Source organism: Actinophytocola sp. (assembly GCF_009379765.1).
Lineage (GTDB): Bacteria > Actinomycetota > Actinomycetes > Mycobacteriales > Pseudonocardiaceae > Actinophytocola.
Genome location: NZ_WHTD01000062.1, coordinates 26,046 through 41,964, shown reverse-complemented (window position 1 = coordinate 41,964; position 15,919 = coordinate 26,046). Strand labels below are relative to the sequence as shown.

Below are 15,919 nucleotides of genomic sequence, written 5' to 3'. Positions count from 1 at the left end.
GGCGGCCAGCGCGTCGCCGAGCGTGGCGGCCGGCGTGGAAGCGGGAGCAGTCCGGGATGGGAGATCGCCATCGACCAGGGTCAGCGTGGTGGCCATCGGACTGTCCTTTCGTGAGCTGCTGTCATGGACACGTCGAAGCAGAGGCGCCCGAATAGACAGGCCGGTCACAGAAAGGCCACGAAAATTTTGGCCGACCCGAGCCGCACGGTCCGTGGGCAGGTCACGAAGGCCGCGACCGGGCCGCGGCCTCGTCGATCGCGGCCGGCGCGAACACGGCCTCCGCCGCCAGGCCCGCCATGCCGACCAGCGGGGCCAGGTCACCGAGTACCGCCGGGCCGACGTCGAGCCCGCGCGCGGCGACCTCGGGTGCCTGCTCGCCCAGCGTCTCCCGCAAGCCCGCCAGGAACGGCCGCAGCGACCCGATCTCCCCACCCACCCGCACCCGATGCGGGTTGAGGATCGTCACCACCGTCGCCAGGACCGTGCCCAGCAGCCGGCCGGCGTCCGTAGCCAACGACACCGCCCGCGGCTCGCCCGCCTCGACCCGGCGCAGCACGTCCGGCAGCGCGCGGACACCGTCCGACCGCAGCTGCCGCACCAGCGCGGTCCCGCTCGCCAGTGCCGCCACGCACCCCCGCCGCCCGCAGCCGCACCGCTCGTCCCGGTCCTCGATCCGGATGTGCCCGATCTCACCCGCACACCCCGTCGCACCCCGGTGCGGCAGGCCGCCGATCACCACGCCCGCGCCGATCCCCGACCCGATCCACACGCCGAGCACCGTCGAGTTGGGTGACCCGGCCGCCAGGTACTCCCCGTACGCCAGCGCGTTCGCGTCGTTCTCCAGCTGGACGGACACCCCGAGGCCGTCGGCGAAGGCGTCGCGCAGCGGCTGGTCCCGCCACGCGGCCATGGTCGGCGGCATGATCGACACGCCCGTCTCGTGGTCGATCTGGCCCGGCACGGCGAAGCCCACCGCCGCGAGGTCGGCGTAGCGGTCGAGCGAGGAGAGCTGCTCGCGCGCGGTGTCCAGCAGCCACGGCAGCACGTGCCGCGGCTCGTGCCCGAGCGGCAGCCGCTCGTGGTGCACGGCCAGCACCGTCCCGCGCAGATCCGCGACACCGACGGTGGCGAGCGACGCGCCCAGGTGCGCGACCACCGCGACCCGCGACGTCTGGTCCGCGCCGAGCAGCGCGGCCCGCCGCCCGCCGCTGGACGCGCGATGACCGACCGTGTCGATCACCCGCAGCCGGGTCAACGTGTCCAGCCGCTCCATCAGCGTCGCCCTGGACAGGCCGAGTCGCGCCCGCAGCTCCTGCCGTGTCATGGGGCCGTCGTCGCGTAACACGGCGAGAACATTTCCCGGCGACGTCGCGGTGCCGGCCGCGATCACGCGGCTGACGTCCTGGTTGACGGTGACCATGGCACCCGCCTAAATTGAGGTCCTACCACTTCTGTCTAAGTATTAGACATAAGTGCTCGGCGGTGCAAAGTGGCACCGTCAGGAACCGGCGCCCTCACTGGAGGTCTCGTGCGTCCCGCCACCCACGTGCCCCGCCGAAGACTCGGTTCGGTCCAGCTCGCCGCCGGCGCGGCCTGGACGTTGGGCGGCAACGACATCGGCTCCATGATCACCGCGGCGCCCCGGCTGTACCCGCACATGTGGAGCTGGGACACCGCGTTCATCTCGATCGGGCTCGCCCACCTCAACGTGGACCGGGCGGTGCGGGAGCTGGAGACGCTGCTGACCGCGCAGTGGCGCAACGGGATGCTGCCGCACATCGTGTTCTCCGAGGGCGGCGGCTACTTCCCCGGCCCGCAGCGGTGGGGCGCCGCGGAGCTCAACGCCGACGCGCCCGACGCGCCGCGCACCTCCGGCATCTGCCAGCCGCCGGTGCACGCCATCGCGCTGCGCCGCATCGTGGACATCGGCCGCGGGTCGCCGTCGGTGGACCGGCTGCTGCGCGAGGGGTGGCCCCGGCTGTACCACTGGCACGAGTGGCTGGTGCGCCACCGCGACCCGCACGGCACCGGCCTGCTGGCGATCGTGCACGGCTGGGAGTCCGGAATGGACAACTCGCCGCGCTGGGACGTGCCCTACGCGGCGGTCGTGCCCGGGGCGGAACTGCCGCCGTACGTCCGGCGGGACCGGGGGCTCGTGTCGCACGACGACGCCGAGCGGCCCAGCGATCGGGAGTACGACCGTTATCTGTGGCTGATCGAGGAGATGCGCAAGGTCCGCTACGACGCGGACCAGGTCGTGCGGACGTCGAGCTTCCTCGTTGGCGACGTGTTCGTGACGGCGTTGTTCGCGCTGACGAGCGAGGTCCTGGCGACCCTGGGCGAGGAGAGTGGCCGGCCGGCGTGGCAGGTGCGGCAGCTGCGTGGCTGGGCGCGCTGCTCCCGGGCCGCGGTGGCCGCCGCGTACGACCCGGTCTCCGGCCTGGCCCGCGACCTGAACCTGCGCACCGACGAGTGGCTCTCGACCAGGACGATCGTCGGGTTCGCCCCGCTGCTGTGCGGCGGCCTCGAGGACCGGGACGAGGAGCGCATGCTCGAGACGATCCGCGGGCCGTCCTGGGCCGGGCACCCGGACCTGTTCGCGGCGATCCCGCCGTCGGTGTCGCCCGACGACCCGGGCTTCCGGCCGCGCGAGTACTGGCGCGGTCCGGTGTGGCCGGTGATCGCGTGGCTGTTCGGCTGGGCCTTCGAGCAACGCGGGTGGACGGCCCACGCGGCGCGGCTGCGCACGGAGTGCCTGCGCCTGGTCGAGGACGGCACGTTCGCCGAGTACTACCACCCGCTGACCGGCGAACCACTGGGGAGCAAGCAACAGTCCTGGACCGCGACGGTCGTCCTGGACTGGCTGCACACCGCCCTGTAGGGCATGCGCGTCACGCGCCCGCGGTGTCCAAGTGGGTCAGCTGGTCCTCACCCGCTCCAGCCGCCACGTCCGCACGTTCGACCAGCCGAGGTGGCGGATCTTCCCGGCGGCGACCAGCCCGGCCAGCGCCTCGAGCGTCTCCTCCAGCGGTGTCGCCGGGTCGTCGACGTGCACGTAGTAGAGGTCCACGTGGTCGGTGCCCAGCCTGCGCAGGCTCTCGTCCAGCTCGCGGCGCAGCGTGCCGGCGCCCGCGCCCGAGTACCGCGTCGCCTCGCCCGAGCCCCGCCAGCGGTCCGGGTCGGTCACCCACGCGCCGCCCTTGGTGGCCAGGAACACCTGGTCCCGCCGGCCGCGGGCGAGCCGGCGGCCGAGCACCGTCTCGCTCTCGCCGCCGGTGTTGCCCGGCGCCGGCCACCAGGCGTAGCAGTTCGCGGTGTCCACGAACGATCCGCCGGCGTCGAGGTAGCGGTCGAGCATCGCGAACGAGGTCGCCTCGTCGGTGGACGTGCCCATCAGCATGGCGGGAGATGCGCCAGGTCCGGGCGTTCGTCGAGACCGCCGACGAGATGCACGTCGGCCGGGCCGCGGTGCGGCTCGGCGTCAACCAGCCGACGCTCAGCCGGCAGGTCGCCTCGCTCGAACGCGTGCTCGGTGTGCCGCTGTTCGACCGGTCCCGCCGCCGGCTCGCGCTCACGCCGGCCGGCGCGGAGTTCCTGCCCGGCGCGCGCGATCTCCTCCGCCGCGCGGACCGGCTCGCCGACGACACCCGCCGTGCCCACCGCGGCGAGCTCGGCGTGCTGCGGGTCGGCTTCGTCCAGTCCGCGACGTTCCAGGCGCTGCCCACCCTGCTCGCCGACTTCGGCAAGGTGTGCCCGGACGTCGAGGTCGAGGTCACCGCGATGACCACGTTGACCCAGCAGGCGGCGCTGCGGGACGGTCGGATCGACGCGGGCCTGCTCCGCCCCACGCCCGGTGAGCCCGGGATCGAGACCCGGACGCTGTCCCGGGACCCGCTCGTCGCCGCGCTGCCGGCCGGCCACCGCCTCGCCGACCGCGCGGAGCTCGCGCTCGCCGACCTCGCGGGCGAGTCGTTCGTGTTCTACCCGCGGGCCGCCGGGCCGTCGGTGCACGACACGATCGTCGGGCACTGCGTCCTCGCCGGCTTCTCGCCGCGGATCGTGCAGCACGCGGTGGACGTGCAGACGATCGTCGCGCTGGTCGCCGCCGACCTCGGTGTCTCCCTGTTGATCTCCCCGACGCCGGCTACCCACGAGCACGCCGTGGTCTACCGGCCACTCTCCGACGACCTCCCGACGTGGCAGCTGGCGCTCGCGTGGTCGCCGCGGAACCGCTCGCCGGTGCTGGCCCGGCTGCTCGCTTCCGCGGCCTGAGGCACACACATCGCGAACTATGCTGATCCACGATGAGCCACACACCGAGCCGTGTCCTGGTCACCGGGGCGGCGGGCCGGCTCGGCCGGGTCGTGCTGCGCGAGCTGGCCGCGCGCGGCGCGACCGCCGTCGGGCTCGACCGGCGGGATCCGGGTGACACCGAGACCGAGCAGTTCTTCACCGGCGACGCCGCGGACGTCAGCCTGGTCAAGGCGGCGCTCGCCGGCGTGGACACGGTGATCCACCTGGCCGCGATCCCCACCCCGGAGTTCCTGCCGGGCGACGAGGTGTTCGTCGGCAACGCGGCGGCCACGTTCGTCGTGCTGAACGAGGCGGCGCGGGCGGGGACAACCCGGGCGGTCATCGCGAGCAGCTTCTCGATCACCGGTCTGCCGTTCGGCCCCGCGGCGCTGCGTCCGGCCCACGTGCCGATCGACGAGGCGTCGCCACTGCAGGTCACCGACCCCTACGCACTGTCCAAACAGGCCGACGAGGCGACCGCCGCGATGGTGGCCCGGCGGGACGGGATGACCGTCAGCGCGCTGCGCTTCCCGCTGCTCGGCTGGCCCGAGGACGGGCAGCTCGCCGAGCAGGCCGAGCTGTACCGCAAGGATCCGGCCGCGGGCATCTCGCACCTGTGGACCTACCTGGACAGCCGGGACGCGGCCCGTGCCTGCTGGCTCGCCGCGACCGTGCCGCTGTCCGGCTACCACCCGATCTTCGTGACCGCGCCGGACACGCTCGCTCCGTACCCGACCCAGGAGCTGCTGGACGGCTGCCTGCCGGACGTGCCGCGCCGGGCGGCACTGCCGAACCGAACGGTGCCGGTCGACCTGACCGCCGCACGCACGCTGCTGGGGTTCACCGCCGAGCACCTCTTTCCCCAGGGACGGACACAGTGACGTACTACGCCGACCACGCGCCGGGGGCCGGCGTGCGGTCGCCGCGTGCGGCTCTCAGCTCCGACGCGCCGTGCATCGACCTCGCCGGCACCTGGCGGTTCCACCTGTCGACCCGTGCGGACGTTCCGGACGACTTCGCCGAGCCGGACTTCGACGACACGGAATGGCCGGTCCTGCCGGTGCCCTCGCACTGGCCGCTCTACGGGTACGGCTCGCCCGCGTACACCAACGTCGTCTACCCGTTCCCGATCGACCCGCCGCACCCGCCGGAGGACAACCCGACCGGCGACCACCGGCGCGCGTTCGACCTGCCGGCGGACTGGGTGGGCGCGGAGGTGCTGCTGCGGTTCGACGGCGTCGAGTCGTGTGCGCGGGTATGGCTCAACGGCACCGAGCTCGGGTTCTTCACCGGCAGCCGGCTGCCCACCGAGTTCGCCGTCGGCCACCTGCTGCGGCCGGGGCGCAACGTGCTCGCGGTGCGGGTGCACCAATGGTCGGCCGGGAGCTACCTCGAGGACCAGGACATGTGGTGGCTGCCGGGGATCTTCCGCGGCGTCACGTTGTCGCGCCGGCCCGCCGAGGCACTCGACGACGTGTTCGTGCACGCCGACTATGACCACACGACCGGCCTGGGCACCCTGCGGGTGGACGCGTCCGCACCGGCGCTGGTTACCGTTCCGGAGCTCGGGATCGCCGACCTGCCAACGGGTTCTTCGGTAACCGTTCCGGTGCAGGCGTGGTCGGCGGAGTCGCCGCGGCTGTACCACGCCACGGTCGCGACCGCGGGCGAGACCGTCCGGCTGCGCGTCGGGTTCCGGACGGTGTCCATCGTGGACGGTGTGCTCCTGGTGAACGGCGCGCCGCTGCCGCTGCGCGGGGTGAACCGGCACGAGTTCCACCCCGACTTCGGGCGTGCGCTGCCGGTCGAGACGATGCGCGCCGACGTGCTCCTGATGAAGCGGCACAACATCAACGCGGTACGCACCAGCCACTACCCGCCGCATCCGGCGTTCCTCGACCTGTGCGACGAGTACGGCCTGTGGGTGGTCGACGAGTGCGACCTGGAGACCCACGGGTTCTTGTTCGCCGGTTGGCGCAACAACCCGTCCGACGTCGCCGAGTGGCGGGAGTCCTATCTGGACCGGATGCGGCGAACCGTCGAGCGGGACAAGAACCACCCGAGCGTCGTGCTGTGGTCGCTGGGCAACGAGAGCCACACCGGCGCGAACCTGGCCGCCATGGCCGACTGGACCCGCGAGCGCGACCCGTCCCGGCCGATCCACTACGAGGGTGACCTCGACTGTGCCTATGTGGACGTCTACAGCAGGATGTACGCCGCACACGAGGAGAACAAGGCGATCGGGGAGCGGACCGAGGAGCCGCCGGCCGACCCGGCGCGGGACGCGCGGCGGCGGGCGATGCCGTTCGTGCAGTGCGAGTACGCGCACGCGATGGGCAACGGGCCGGGTGGGCTGGCCGAGTACGTGGCGTTGTTCGACGAGTACCCGCGCTGTGCCGGCGGGTTCGTGTGGGAGTGGATCGACCACGGACTGCGGCATCCCCGGTTCGAGTTCGCGTACGGCGGCGACTACGGCGAGCCGTTGCACGACGGGAACTTCGTCGTCGACGGGCTCGTGTTCCCCGACCGCACCCCGTCGCCGGGGCTGCTGGACGTGAAGAAGGCCTACGAGCCGGTGCGGTTCCGGTTCGACCAGGAGACCGTGACGGTCGAGCCGGTCCGCGGCGACCTGGCCGGCCTCCGTTTCCTGTGGACGATCGAGGTCGACGGCGAGCCTGCCGTGGACGGTGTGTTCGTCGGCGTGCCGGCCGCCGGTGGGAGCGTGCCGCTGCCCGCACCGCCGGCCGCCGCCGGCGAGGTGTGGCTGACCGTGCGGGCCGTGCTCGCGTCGGACGGGCCGTGGGCGCAGTCCGGGCACGAGGTCGCCTGGGCCCAGCACCGGCTCGCCGAGCCGCCAGTCCGGTCGGCGACGGTGCCACCCGTCCGTCCACAAGCGACGGTCGGCGGGAGCACGCTCGGCCCGGCGTCGTTCGGCCGGGCCGGCCGGCTCGTGGAGTTCGCCGGCCTGCCGGTGACGTCGCCGCGCCTGGAGCTGTGGCGGGCGCCGACCGACAATGACCGCGGGGTCGGCGCACGGCTGCACGAGACCTGGCACGCGATGGGCCTGCACCGGCTGACCCACCGGGTCGACGAGGTCGACGTCGGCGCCGAGGTGCGGGTACGCACCAGGGTCGCGGCCGCCGCCACCGACCGGGGCGTGCGGGTCGAGTACCGGTGGGCGCCGCTGCGTGAGGGGGTGGCGCTGAGCGTCCTCGTCGAGCCGGAGGGCGAGTGGCCCGAGCCGATCGCGAAGCTGGCGCTGACGATGTCGCTGCCCAGCACGCTCGACCACGTGCGCTGGTTCGGCCGCGGCCCCGGTGAGTCCTATCCGGACACCGGGATCGCCGCCCGGCTGGGCACCTTCCACGCGATGGTCGACGAGCTGCAGACCCCCTACCTCCGCCCGCAGGAGAACGGCCGCCGGGCCGACGTCCGCTGGGCGACGCTGACCGATGCCTCCGGGCACGGTCTCCGGATCAGCGGCACGCCGGTGTTCGGGCTGGCCGCCCGCCGCTGGACCGACGCCGACCTGGCCGAGGCGAAGCACCGCAACGAGCTCGAGCCGGGGCCCACCGTGGAGCTGACCGTCGACCTGGGACAGCAGGGCATCGGCACCGCGTCGTGCGGTCCCGCCACGTTGCCCGAATACGAACTCTTCCTGCGGGAGACGAGTTTCGTCCTGCTGCTCGAACCGGTGAGTCCGTAACTCGCGTTGTCGGCACCCCGCCGGTCTGCGAGGATGCTTGCCTCGATGCGACAAGGGAGTGTGTGCGATGGCGTCTCGACTCAACCCGTATATCAGTTTTGCCGGAAATGCGCGCCAGGCCATGGAGTTCTATGCACGCGTGTTCGGTGGCAACCTGGCGTTGAACACCTTCGGCCAGATGGGTGACCAGGACTCCCCGGAGGCCGACAAGATCATGCACGGCATGCTCGAGACGACCCACGGCTTCACCATCATGGGCGCCGACACGCCGCCGGGAATGGCGCACCACCCGGGTGACAACATCTCGGTGAGCCTGAGCGGCGACGACGGCGCGGAACTGCGTGGCTACTGGGAGAAGCTGACCGAGGGCGGCACGATCTCGGTGCCGCTGGAGAAGCAGATGTGGGGCGACGAGTTCGGCCTGTGCGTCGACCAGTTCGGCATCAACTGGATGGTCAACATCACTCAGCCGGCGTCCTGACCGAGCCGAATTCATGCGATAGACGACCCCCGGACCAGTTATCACCTGAATTATCTCCCACCCCCCCGGTAACGGTGGCGAGCAGGCTTTCGCTAACCTGCTCACGCCGTTACTGGGGGACATTTTGTTAGGAGATCATTTCGATGACTGTTCCATTGACGCCGCTGCCCGGATGGCGTGGCGGGGACGGAAACGCGGCCTACCTCGACAAGACGCTGCGACATGGTCCGGTCGAGGCCTATTTCGACGAGTCCGTCAGCTGGCCGACCATCAAGGCGCTCTGGTTCAAGGCCGCGGTCAGCTCGCTGGTCTTTCTCGTGTTCATGCTGCTGGTCGCCGCAATGGCCGGCTCGGCGGGGCCGGTCGTGGTCGGCGCGATCGGTTGTTTCGTCGTGTTCTGGCTGGTGTTCCTGGCGGCCAAGCTGGACGAGCCGATCGGCGAGTGGCGGGTCGTCCTCGCGGACCGGGCCGCGGCCGGCGACTCGGTGTACAGCGCGATCCGCGGCAAGCTCGTCGAGCGTGAGCTCCCAATCCAGAGCCTGCGCGCCCGCCGGACCTACAGCGGGTTCGGGGTGAACAACCGGCTGATCCTCATGGACGGCTACTACCACACCTACGTCAGCGTGTTCTCCTACGGCACGAGCCTCTACCTCGGCTGGATGATGTTCCGGACCCGGCGCGGGGCGACGATCGTCGGCCGGTTCGTCGCCGACCTGGTCGCGAGCCTCGCCGGTCGCCTCGACGAGATCGACCTGATGCTGCGCACCGAGCGGCCGCGGGCGATGCGGGAGGTCGTGCACGCGCTGTGCCGGGAGGGCCTGCACGTGGCGGTCGAGCGGATCGAGGTGCCGGTCGGGTACGGCTTCCCGGAGGGGCTGCCGCCGGTCGAGGCGCTGCCGGGCGCCGCCGCGCCCTCGCCCGGCCTGTCGGCCCCCGGCTACGAGCACCAGGTCACCGACCAGGTCACGGACCAGGCCACGTGGACCGCGCGGTGACCTCCGCCGGCATCGTGGTCAACGGCGGGGCGCGGCGGTGGTGGGCGTGGGCGGCGCTGCGGCTGACCCCTGCCGCTCCCGAGCCGGCCGCGCCGGCGCCGGTGCCGGCCGGTGCGACCCACAACGTCTTCGCCGGCATCGCCACGAACGTCGTGCAGGCGCACAGCATCGACACGGTGTACCTCCCGGAGCCCGCGGCGCCGGACGACCGGCCGTGGCTGCGTGCGCTGTGGGACCTGGCCGACGCGGCCGGCGCCGTGGTCGAGCTGCGCCACCTGCGCACCGACCGCCTGGCGACGGTCCTGCTCGTGCGCACCGTCGGCGTGGACGAGCGGGCCGCGCGCGGCGCGGCGGACCGGCTGCGCCACGCCTGCTGGTGGCGCTGCCGCCGCGGCTGGTGGGCGAGCCGGTCACCGTGGACCGCGAGCTGCGCGAGCTCCTCGAGCCGTTCCGGCCGGACCCGGCCGGGCTGGTGGAGATCCGCAAGACGCTCACCGCCGCGCGCACCACCCGCGGCGGCGCCAGCAGCCCGTGGCTCGCCGCGGTGACCCCGTGGCGGCCCGGCGCCGGGCCGGTGCTCGGGCGGACGTTGGCCGCGCTGGACTTCCGCGCCGCGCTTTCGGTCGGGTTGGCGCCGTACCGGATCGGCCCGGGGCTGCGCCACCACCTGGCCGGCCGCAGCGGCCTGCTGGCGATGCTGGCGGTGCCCGGGCCGTCGCTGACGCACAGCGTGTTCGGCGGGCCGCAGCCACCCGACCAGTTCGCCGTGCACGCGCACCCGCTGCTCGCCGACGCGGTCGGGCGCTACACCGACCGTGCCTTCTAGGTCCGGGTGTCGCTGGCCGCGGAGCGCCCGCTGGCCGACCACGTGGCGACGGCGGTGGCCGAGTCGATCTCGCCGCGCCTGGCCGGTGGTGGGATGGCCGGGGCGCCCGCGGTCGCCGTCCGGCCGGCCGCGGCCGAGCTGGAAACCGCGTGGCGCAACATGACCGGCCTCGACTTCACCCCGCTGCCGACCGCGCACCTGCAGGGCTGCGCGCCGGATGCGGTGGGTGACGTCGAGCGTACGCTGGGTTCGATCGTGGACATCGACGAGGCGGCCGCGGCATTCCGGTTCCCGGACGCCACCTGGAGGTCGTGATGGCGCCCCGAGTGTTCGTGTCGTACACGCACGACTCGCCGAGGCACAAGGACGAGGTGCTGGGGTTCGCGGAGTTCCTGCGCGGCCAGGGCGTCGAGGCCGTCCTGGACAGCTGGCACACGGGGGTCCGGCAGGACTGGTACGCCTGGGCGATCCGGGAGATGACCGACGCCGACCACGTCATCGTCGTGGCCTCGCCGAAGTATCGCGAGATGGGCGACGGCAGCGGTCCGAACGAGCAGCACAAGGGCGTCCAGTCCGAGGCCGCGCTGCTGCGCGACCTGCTCCACGGGGACCGGGCGACGTGGACGGCGAAGGTCCTGCCGGTGGTCCTCCCCGGGCATCGCACCGACGAGATCCCGCGCTTCCTCTCGCCCGCCACCACCAGCTTCTTCGAGGTGACCGCCTACACGACCGATGGTGCGGAGCTGCTCCTGCGGGTGCTCCACCGGAAACCGGAGCACATCGCCCCTCCGGTCGGTGCGGCGCCGGACCTCCCGCCCCGTTCGGGCCCGGCCGCGGCCGAGCCCGACGCGCGGGACCCGGCCGAGGACGGCGGGTCGGTCCAGAACGTGATCACCGGCAACGTCAGCGGCCGGGTCGCCCAGGCCCGCGACATCCAGGGCGGTGTGCACTTCTGAGCTACGGCGACTCGAGGCCGCCGTCCGGGCGGCGGACCCGCGCGGCCCAGCGTTCGTGCTGGCCGGTGACCGGCGGGTACTTCGCCGCCTCGCCCTCGTCCAGGTCGACGCCCCAGCCCGGTGCGTCGGACGGGTACAGGTAGCCGTCGACCGCGATCGGGGTGCCGGGGAACACCTCCTGCGTCGCGTCGTTGTAGAGGTGGCCCTCCTGGATGCCGAACGCCGAGGTCGTCACGTCCAGCGCGATGTTGGCCGCCACGCCGACCGGGGACACGTCGCCCGGGCCGTGCCACGCGGTGCGGACGCCGTTGAGCTCGCACAGTGCCACGAGCTTGCGGCACGCGGACAGCCCGCCCACCGTGGACACGTGCACCCGCAGCAGGTCGACGGCGCCGGTCTGGACCGCCCTGGCCGCGTCGGCCAGCGACGAGAACTGCTCGCCAACCGCGATCGGGACCGGGGACGCCGCGGTGACCGACGGCAGCCGGTCGTAGTGCTCGGGCGCGACCGGGTCCTCCAGGAAGAACAGCCGGTAGGGCTCAAGGGACCGGGCCAGCACCATGGCCTGCTTCGGGGTCAGCCGGGAATGCACGTCGTGCAGGAGCTCGACGCCGTCGCCCAGGACCGTGCGGGCCGCCTCGAACAGCGCGGGCGTCACCGCCAGGTACCGGTTGACGTCCCAGCCGTCCGGGTACGGGGCCAGCGGGTAGCCGCCAGGCGTCCCGGGCGCGCCGTAGGTGCCGAGCCCCGGGCCGCCGGTCTGCAGCCGCACGTGCCGGTAGCCCTGCTCGACAAGGAAAGCGGCGTGCCCGATCGTGTCCTGAATGGACTCCCCGGAAGCGTGCAGGTAGACCTCCGCCGCCGCGCGTACCCGGCCGCCCAGCAGCTCGTACACCGGCATCCCGGCCCGCTTGCCCGCGATGTCCCACAGGGCCTGGTCCACTCCGGACAGTGCGTTGTTGAGCACCGGCCCGCCCCGCCAGTACGAGGACAGGTGCACCAGCCGGTTGATGTCCTCGATGTCGGCGGGATGCCGGCCGATCAGCATCGGCGCGACGTGCTGGTTCACCGCGGCCACCACGGCGTGGAACCGCTGGGTGAACGTGGCGCAGCCGAGGCCGTACAGCCCGTCCTCGGACGTGTCGACGCGGACCACCACCAGCGGGATGTCCTCGGGCGCGGTGACGATCGCGCGCACCCCGGTGATCCGCAACGCGTCACGCGCCGGCCACGGCGCCAGGGTCTCGGGCATCACGGGGACAAACCTAGTGCCTCGGTGCTGAACCTTCCGCGACGAGGCACCAGCGGGTGAGGGCGGCCGCCGGGGTCCAGACTCCCCGGGGCCGCCCTCCGACACGGATCCCTCAGCCGGCGTAGGCGGCGAAGATCCGGGTGAACTCCCAGTCCGACTGCGGAACGCCACCGCACGAGTCCGCGCCGCCACCGGTGCACGGCCGGTCGCGGTTGAGCGACCAGAACGTCAGCCGCGCGAGGTGGTGCTGCTGCGCGTAGGCCAGCATCGTGCGGAAGTGGTTCTGGGTCACGACCTCACCCACGTCGGTGTTGCCGTTCATCGACGAGATGCCGATGTGCCGGTAGGCCTGGTCGTCGGAGTACCCGTAGGCGTTGCGCACGGTGTTCTTCAGCCCGTCGGCCGCACGCGTCGAGAGCGCGCCCATGTCCTGGCCGTTGCCACCGAAGTTGAAGGGCATGATCGTCCAACTGTCCACGGTGAGTCCGGACGACGCGGCCCGGTTGATCATGCCCGCGTCCGGCCCGTTCTGCCCGGTCCCGATCGTGACGTACACCGTGATGCCGGGGTTGTTGCCCTTGATCGTCTTCAGCGCGTCGATCGTGCGCTGCTGGACGGTCGGGTTGTCGTAGGCCGACGCCTCGATGTCGATGTCGATCGCCCGCAGGCCGTACGCGCTCACCACCCGCTGGTAGGCGTTGGCGAGCTCACCCGTGCTGCCGCACGACTCCTCGAGCTTGTTGCCGCTCCACCCGCCGAACGACGGGATCACGTCGCCGCCCGCGCCGCGCACCGAGTTGATCGTGTTCTGGTCGACGCCGCCGGTCAGCGGCCGCTGACCGTCCCACATCGGGTTGCAGTAGCCGTTGGACAGCACGAACGCGAGCGTGAACCACTTGACACCGGTCTGCTGCATCACGGTCACCGGGTTGGGCGGGCTGCCCCACCCGTTGTAGAGGTACGGCGCGACGGCCTGCGCGCCGGGGCCGGGGCCCGGACCGGGGTCGCCGCCGCCCACGGCGGGCGCGGTCCACTTCTGGTTCGCCGCGCCGGTGCAGGTCCAGATCTGCAGCCGGGCGCCGTCGGCCGAGCTGTTGTCGGTCACGTCGAGGCACTTGTCGGCCGAGACGTTCACGATGTCGCGGGCCGCGGTGATCCGCCAGCTCTGCGCGCCCGTCCCGTTGCAGTCCCACAGCTGGATCTTCGCACCGTTCGCGGTGGACGCCGAGGTGACGTCCAGGCACTTGCCGAGCGCGCGGATCGTGCCGTCGGAGTTGGCCGACCACTGCTGGGCCGCGGTGCCGTTGCAGGTGTAGAGCTGCACCGCCGTGCCGTTGGCGCTGCTCGCGGCGGCCACGTCGACGCACTTGCCGGCGAGGCCGGTGATCTGCCCGGTCGCCGCGACGGCGTTCGGGGCGGCCACGACCGCGGTGAGCGTCATGGCGAACAACGTCCCGGCCAGCAGGCCGGCGAGTCTCTTCTTCATCGGGTGTCCCTTCACGCCGCCGGGGCGGTCCACTTCTGGTTGGCGGCGCCGGTGCAGGTCCAGATCTGCAGCCGGGCGCCGTCGGCTGAGCTGTTGTCGGTGACGTCGAGGCACTTGTCGGCCGCGGCGTTCGTGATGTCCCGCGCGGAGGTCACCTGCCAGGTCTGCGCGCCGGAGCCGTTGCAGTCCCAGAGCTGGACCTTCGCGCCGTTGGCCGTGGACCCCGAGGTGACGTCGAGGCACTTGCCGAGCGCGCGGATCGTGCCGTCCGACCCGACCGTCCACTGCTGGGCGATCGTGGCGTTGCAGGTGTAGAGCTGCACCGGCGTCCCGTTGGCGCTGCTGGCGCCCGCGACGTCGACGCACTTGCCGGCGAGGCCGGTGATCGGGCCGGTCGCCCCGCCACCGCCGCCGGTGCCCTGGGTTCCGCTCCAGGCGAACGTCGCCGAGGTCCGTGCCGGCAGGTTGTAGGTGAACGACTGGTTGCCCCAGTTGACCCGCACACTCTGGGTCGAGCCCGTGGTGTTGTAGGCGATCAGTGCCTTCGAGCCATCCGGGTTGCGCCACGCGACGTTCTTGACCGAGCCGTTGTCGTTGGACTGGATGCGCCGCGCGCCCGGCTTCACGAACTTGGTGAGGTGCCCGAGCGTGTAGTACTCGATCGTGAGGTCCACCTGGCCGTGCCGGTCGTCTCCGTTGTGGACGGTGACGAGGCCCGTGCAGACGTCGCAGCCACCGTTGTGCGGGTTGTGCGCCTGGTCGATCGCCAGGCTCCACTTGGTGACCGTGCGGCCCCAGTTCCGGGTGTAGTCGATGATGTTGTTCATGTCGTCGGAGTGCTGGTTGCCGACCCAGGTGCCGCCGGACATCTCCGTGTCGTACTGCGGGATCCCGGGGTACTGGTTCTGCACCGCGGTCTGCTGCGCGACGTTGCCGCCGTAGCCGTGCCACGCGACACCACCGAAGTTCGGGTGGTTGCGGATGGCCGCGTCGTCCACCGTCGGCGCGCCGAACGAGGCGTACTGGTCCCAGTTCCAGTCCAGCGCGAGGACCTTTGTGGACAGTCCGGCGCTCTGCAGGGCGGGCAGCAGGTCGGTCTTGGTGAAGTACTGCAGGCCCGAGCCGTTCCAGTTCGCCGACGGGTAGCTCGCGCAGCAGGTCGGCTCGTTGTTCACCGAGACGAAGCTGATCGGGATCCCTTGCGCGGCATAGGCCTGGACGTACTTGACGAAGTACTGGGCGAGGGCGGGGTAGTACTGTGACTCGACCCAGCCGAGCTTGTAGTCGTCGTTGTCCTTCATCCACGGCGGCGGGGACCACGGCGTGCCCATCACCTTGATCGCCGGGTTGAGCGCCACGGCCTGCTTGGTCAGCGGGACCACGTCGGCCATGTCGTGCGCGATCGAGAACCGGGTGAGGTTCGGGTCGGTCTGCCCGGCCGGCATGTCGTCGTAGGTGTAGCTGAACCGGGCGAGGTCCGAGCCACCCATCGGGTTGCGGATGAACGACAGGCCGATGCCGCTGTTCGGGTCGAACAGCTTGCGCATCGTGTCGTCGCGGGTGGCCGCGGAGATGATGCCGGACGAGTTCATCAGCCAGGCCGCGGAGTCGGTGAAGGACGCGCCCGCGCCCTCGAACGGCTGGTACTGGGTGTTCTCGTCGACGGTGATCGTCACCTGGCCGGACCCGTTGCCGGGCTGGAAGTTGACCGGGGTCTGCTGCTGCAGCCCCCGGGTGACGTTCAGGCCGTCGGCGTCGTCGGTGGTCGTCAGCCAGATGTCGACCTGCTCGCCGGCCGCGAGGGCCGGGGTGGCGGGAATCGCCAGGGCCGCGGCCGTCAGCAGGGCGGTGCCGACCAGGATCGATGTTCGCCGCAGGGTTCGCGGGCGCGCCGAAATAGGCATCGGTTGCTCCTCAACGAATG

At 72.1% G+C, this 15,919-nt stretch carries 15 protein-coding genes; 10 read left to right on the top strand and 5 right to left on the bottom strand.

Annotation, left to right across the window (positions count from 1 at the left end; translation table 11 throughout):
- Window positions 1–220: 220 nt before the first annotated feature.
- Window positions 221–1,420: an ROK family transcriptional regulator gene (locus GEV28_RS20005; RefSeq protein ID WP_291413621.1), complete on the bottom strand. Its 1,200-nt coding sequence runs from the start codon at window positions 1,418–1,420 to the stop codon at window positions 221–223.
- Between the two features lie 108 nt (window positions 1,421–1,528).
- Here GEV28_RS20005 and GEV28_RS20000 point away from each other — a divergent pair, with 108 nt between their 5' ends.
- Window positions 1,529–2,881, top strand: coding sequence for a glycogen debranching protein (locus GEV28_RS20000; protein ID WP_291413620.1), 1,353 nt, complete (start codon window positions 1,529–1,531; stop codon window positions 2,879–2,881).
- A gap of 36 nt (window positions 2,882–2,917) precedes the next feature.
- Here GEV28_RS20000 and GEV28_RS19995 read toward each other — a convergent pair whose 3' ends face one another.
- Window positions 2,918–3,394 carry an aldo/keto reductase gene (locus tag GEV28_RS19995; RefSeq protein WP_291413619.1) on the bottom strand — a complete coding sequence of 159 codons (477 nt, stop codon included), beginning with the start codon at window positions 3,392–3,394 and terminating at the stop codon, window positions 2,918–2,920.
- A 14-nt stretch (window positions 3,395–3,408) separates the two neighbouring features.
- Here GEV28_RS19995 and GEV28_RS19990 point away from each other — a divergent pair, with 14 nt between their 5' ends.
- From GEV28_RS19990 to GEV28_RS19950, 9 genes are all read left to right on the top strand, one after another.
- Window positions 3,409–4,272 (top strand): LysR family transcriptional regulator, encoded by an 864-nt coding sequence (locus GEV28_RS19990; RefSeq protein WP_291413618.1) that lies wholly within the window; start codon window positions 3,409–3,411, stop codon window positions 4,270–4,272.
- 32 nt (window positions 4,273–4,304) lie between these two features.
- Window positions 4,305–5,174 carry an NAD(P)-dependent oxidoreductase gene (locus tag GEV28_RS19985; RefSeq protein ID WP_291413617.1) on the top strand — a complete coding sequence of 290 codons (870 nt, stop codon included), beginning with the start codon at window positions 4,305–4,307 and terminating at the stop codon, window positions 5,172–5,174.
- A complete protein-coding gene (locus GEV28_RS19980; RefSeq protein ID WP_291413616.1) occupies window positions 5,171–7,999 on the top strand; it encodes a glycoside hydrolase family 2 TIM barrel-domain containing protein in 2,829 nt (942 codons plus the stop codon). Before GEV28_RS19985 ends, GEV28_RS19980 begins: the two co-directional genes overlap by 4 nt.
- Window positions 8,000–8,066: 67 nt before the next feature.
- Window positions 8,067–8,480 (top strand): VOC family protein, encoded by a 414-nt coding sequence (locus GEV28_RS19975; RefSeq protein WP_291413615.1) that lies wholly within the window; start codon window positions 8,067–8,069, stop codon window positions 8,478–8,480.
- A gap of 143 nt (window positions 8,481–8,623) precedes the next feature.
- Window positions 8,624–9,475 carry a hypothetical protein gene (locus GEV28_RS19970; RefSeq protein WP_291413614.1) on the top strand — a complete coding sequence of 284 codons (852 nt, stop codon included), beginning with the start codon at window positions 8,624–8,626 and terminating at the stop codon, window positions 9,473–9,475.
- A complete protein-coding gene (locus GEV28_RS19965; protein WP_291413613.1) occupies window positions 9,472–10,023 on the top strand; it encodes a hypothetical protein in 552 nt (183 codons plus the stop codon). The genes GEV28_RS19970 and GEV28_RS19965 overlap by 4 nt, the downstream gene beginning before the upstream one ends.
- Entirely contained in the window at window positions 10,020–10,301 is a 282-nt protein-coding gene (locus GEV28_RS19960; RefSeq protein WP_291413612.1) for a hypothetical protein, read from the top strand. The genes GEV28_RS19965 and GEV28_RS19960 overlap by 4 nt, the downstream gene beginning before the upstream one ends.
- Before the next feature lie 6 nt (window positions 10,302–10,307).
- Window positions 10,308–10,616: a hypothetical protein gene (locus GEV28_RS19955; RefSeq protein WP_291413611.1), complete on the top strand. Its 309-nt coding sequence runs from the start codon at window positions 10,308–10,310 to the stop codon at window positions 10,614–10,616.
- Complete coding sequence (locus GEV28_RS19950) at window positions 10,616–11,257, top strand: SEFIR domain-containing protein (RefSeq protein ID WP_291413610.1); 642 nt, start codon at window positions 10,616–10,618, stop codon at window positions 11,255–11,257. Before GEV28_RS19955 ends, GEV28_RS19950 begins: the two co-directional genes overlap by 1 nt.
- Before the next feature lies 1 nt (window position 11,258).
- Here GEV28_RS19950 and GEV28_RS19945 read toward each other — a convergent pair whose 3' ends face one another.
- The 3 genes from GEV28_RS19945 to GEV28_RS19935 form a co-directional block, all read right to left on the bottom strand.
- Complete coding sequence (locus GEV28_RS19945; RefSeq protein ID WP_291413622.1) at window positions 11,259–12,509, bottom strand: enolase C-terminal domain-like protein; 1,251 nt, start codon at window positions 12,507–12,509, stop codon at window positions 11,259–11,261.
- Between the two features lie 112 nt (window positions 12,510–12,621).
- A complete protein-coding gene (locus tag GEV28_RS19940; protein ID WP_291413609.1) occupies window positions 12,622–13,995 on the bottom strand; it encodes a ricin-type beta-trefoil lectin domain protein in 1,374 nt (457 codons plus the stop codon).
- Between the two features lie 11 nt (window positions 13,996–14,006).
- Complete coding sequence (locus tag GEV28_RS19935) at window positions 14,007–15,899, bottom strand: ricin-type beta-trefoil lectin domain protein (RefSeq protein WP_291413608.1); 1,893 nt, start codon at window positions 15,897–15,899, stop codon at window positions 14,007–14,009.
- Window positions 15,900–15,919 lie beyond the last annotated feature (20 nt).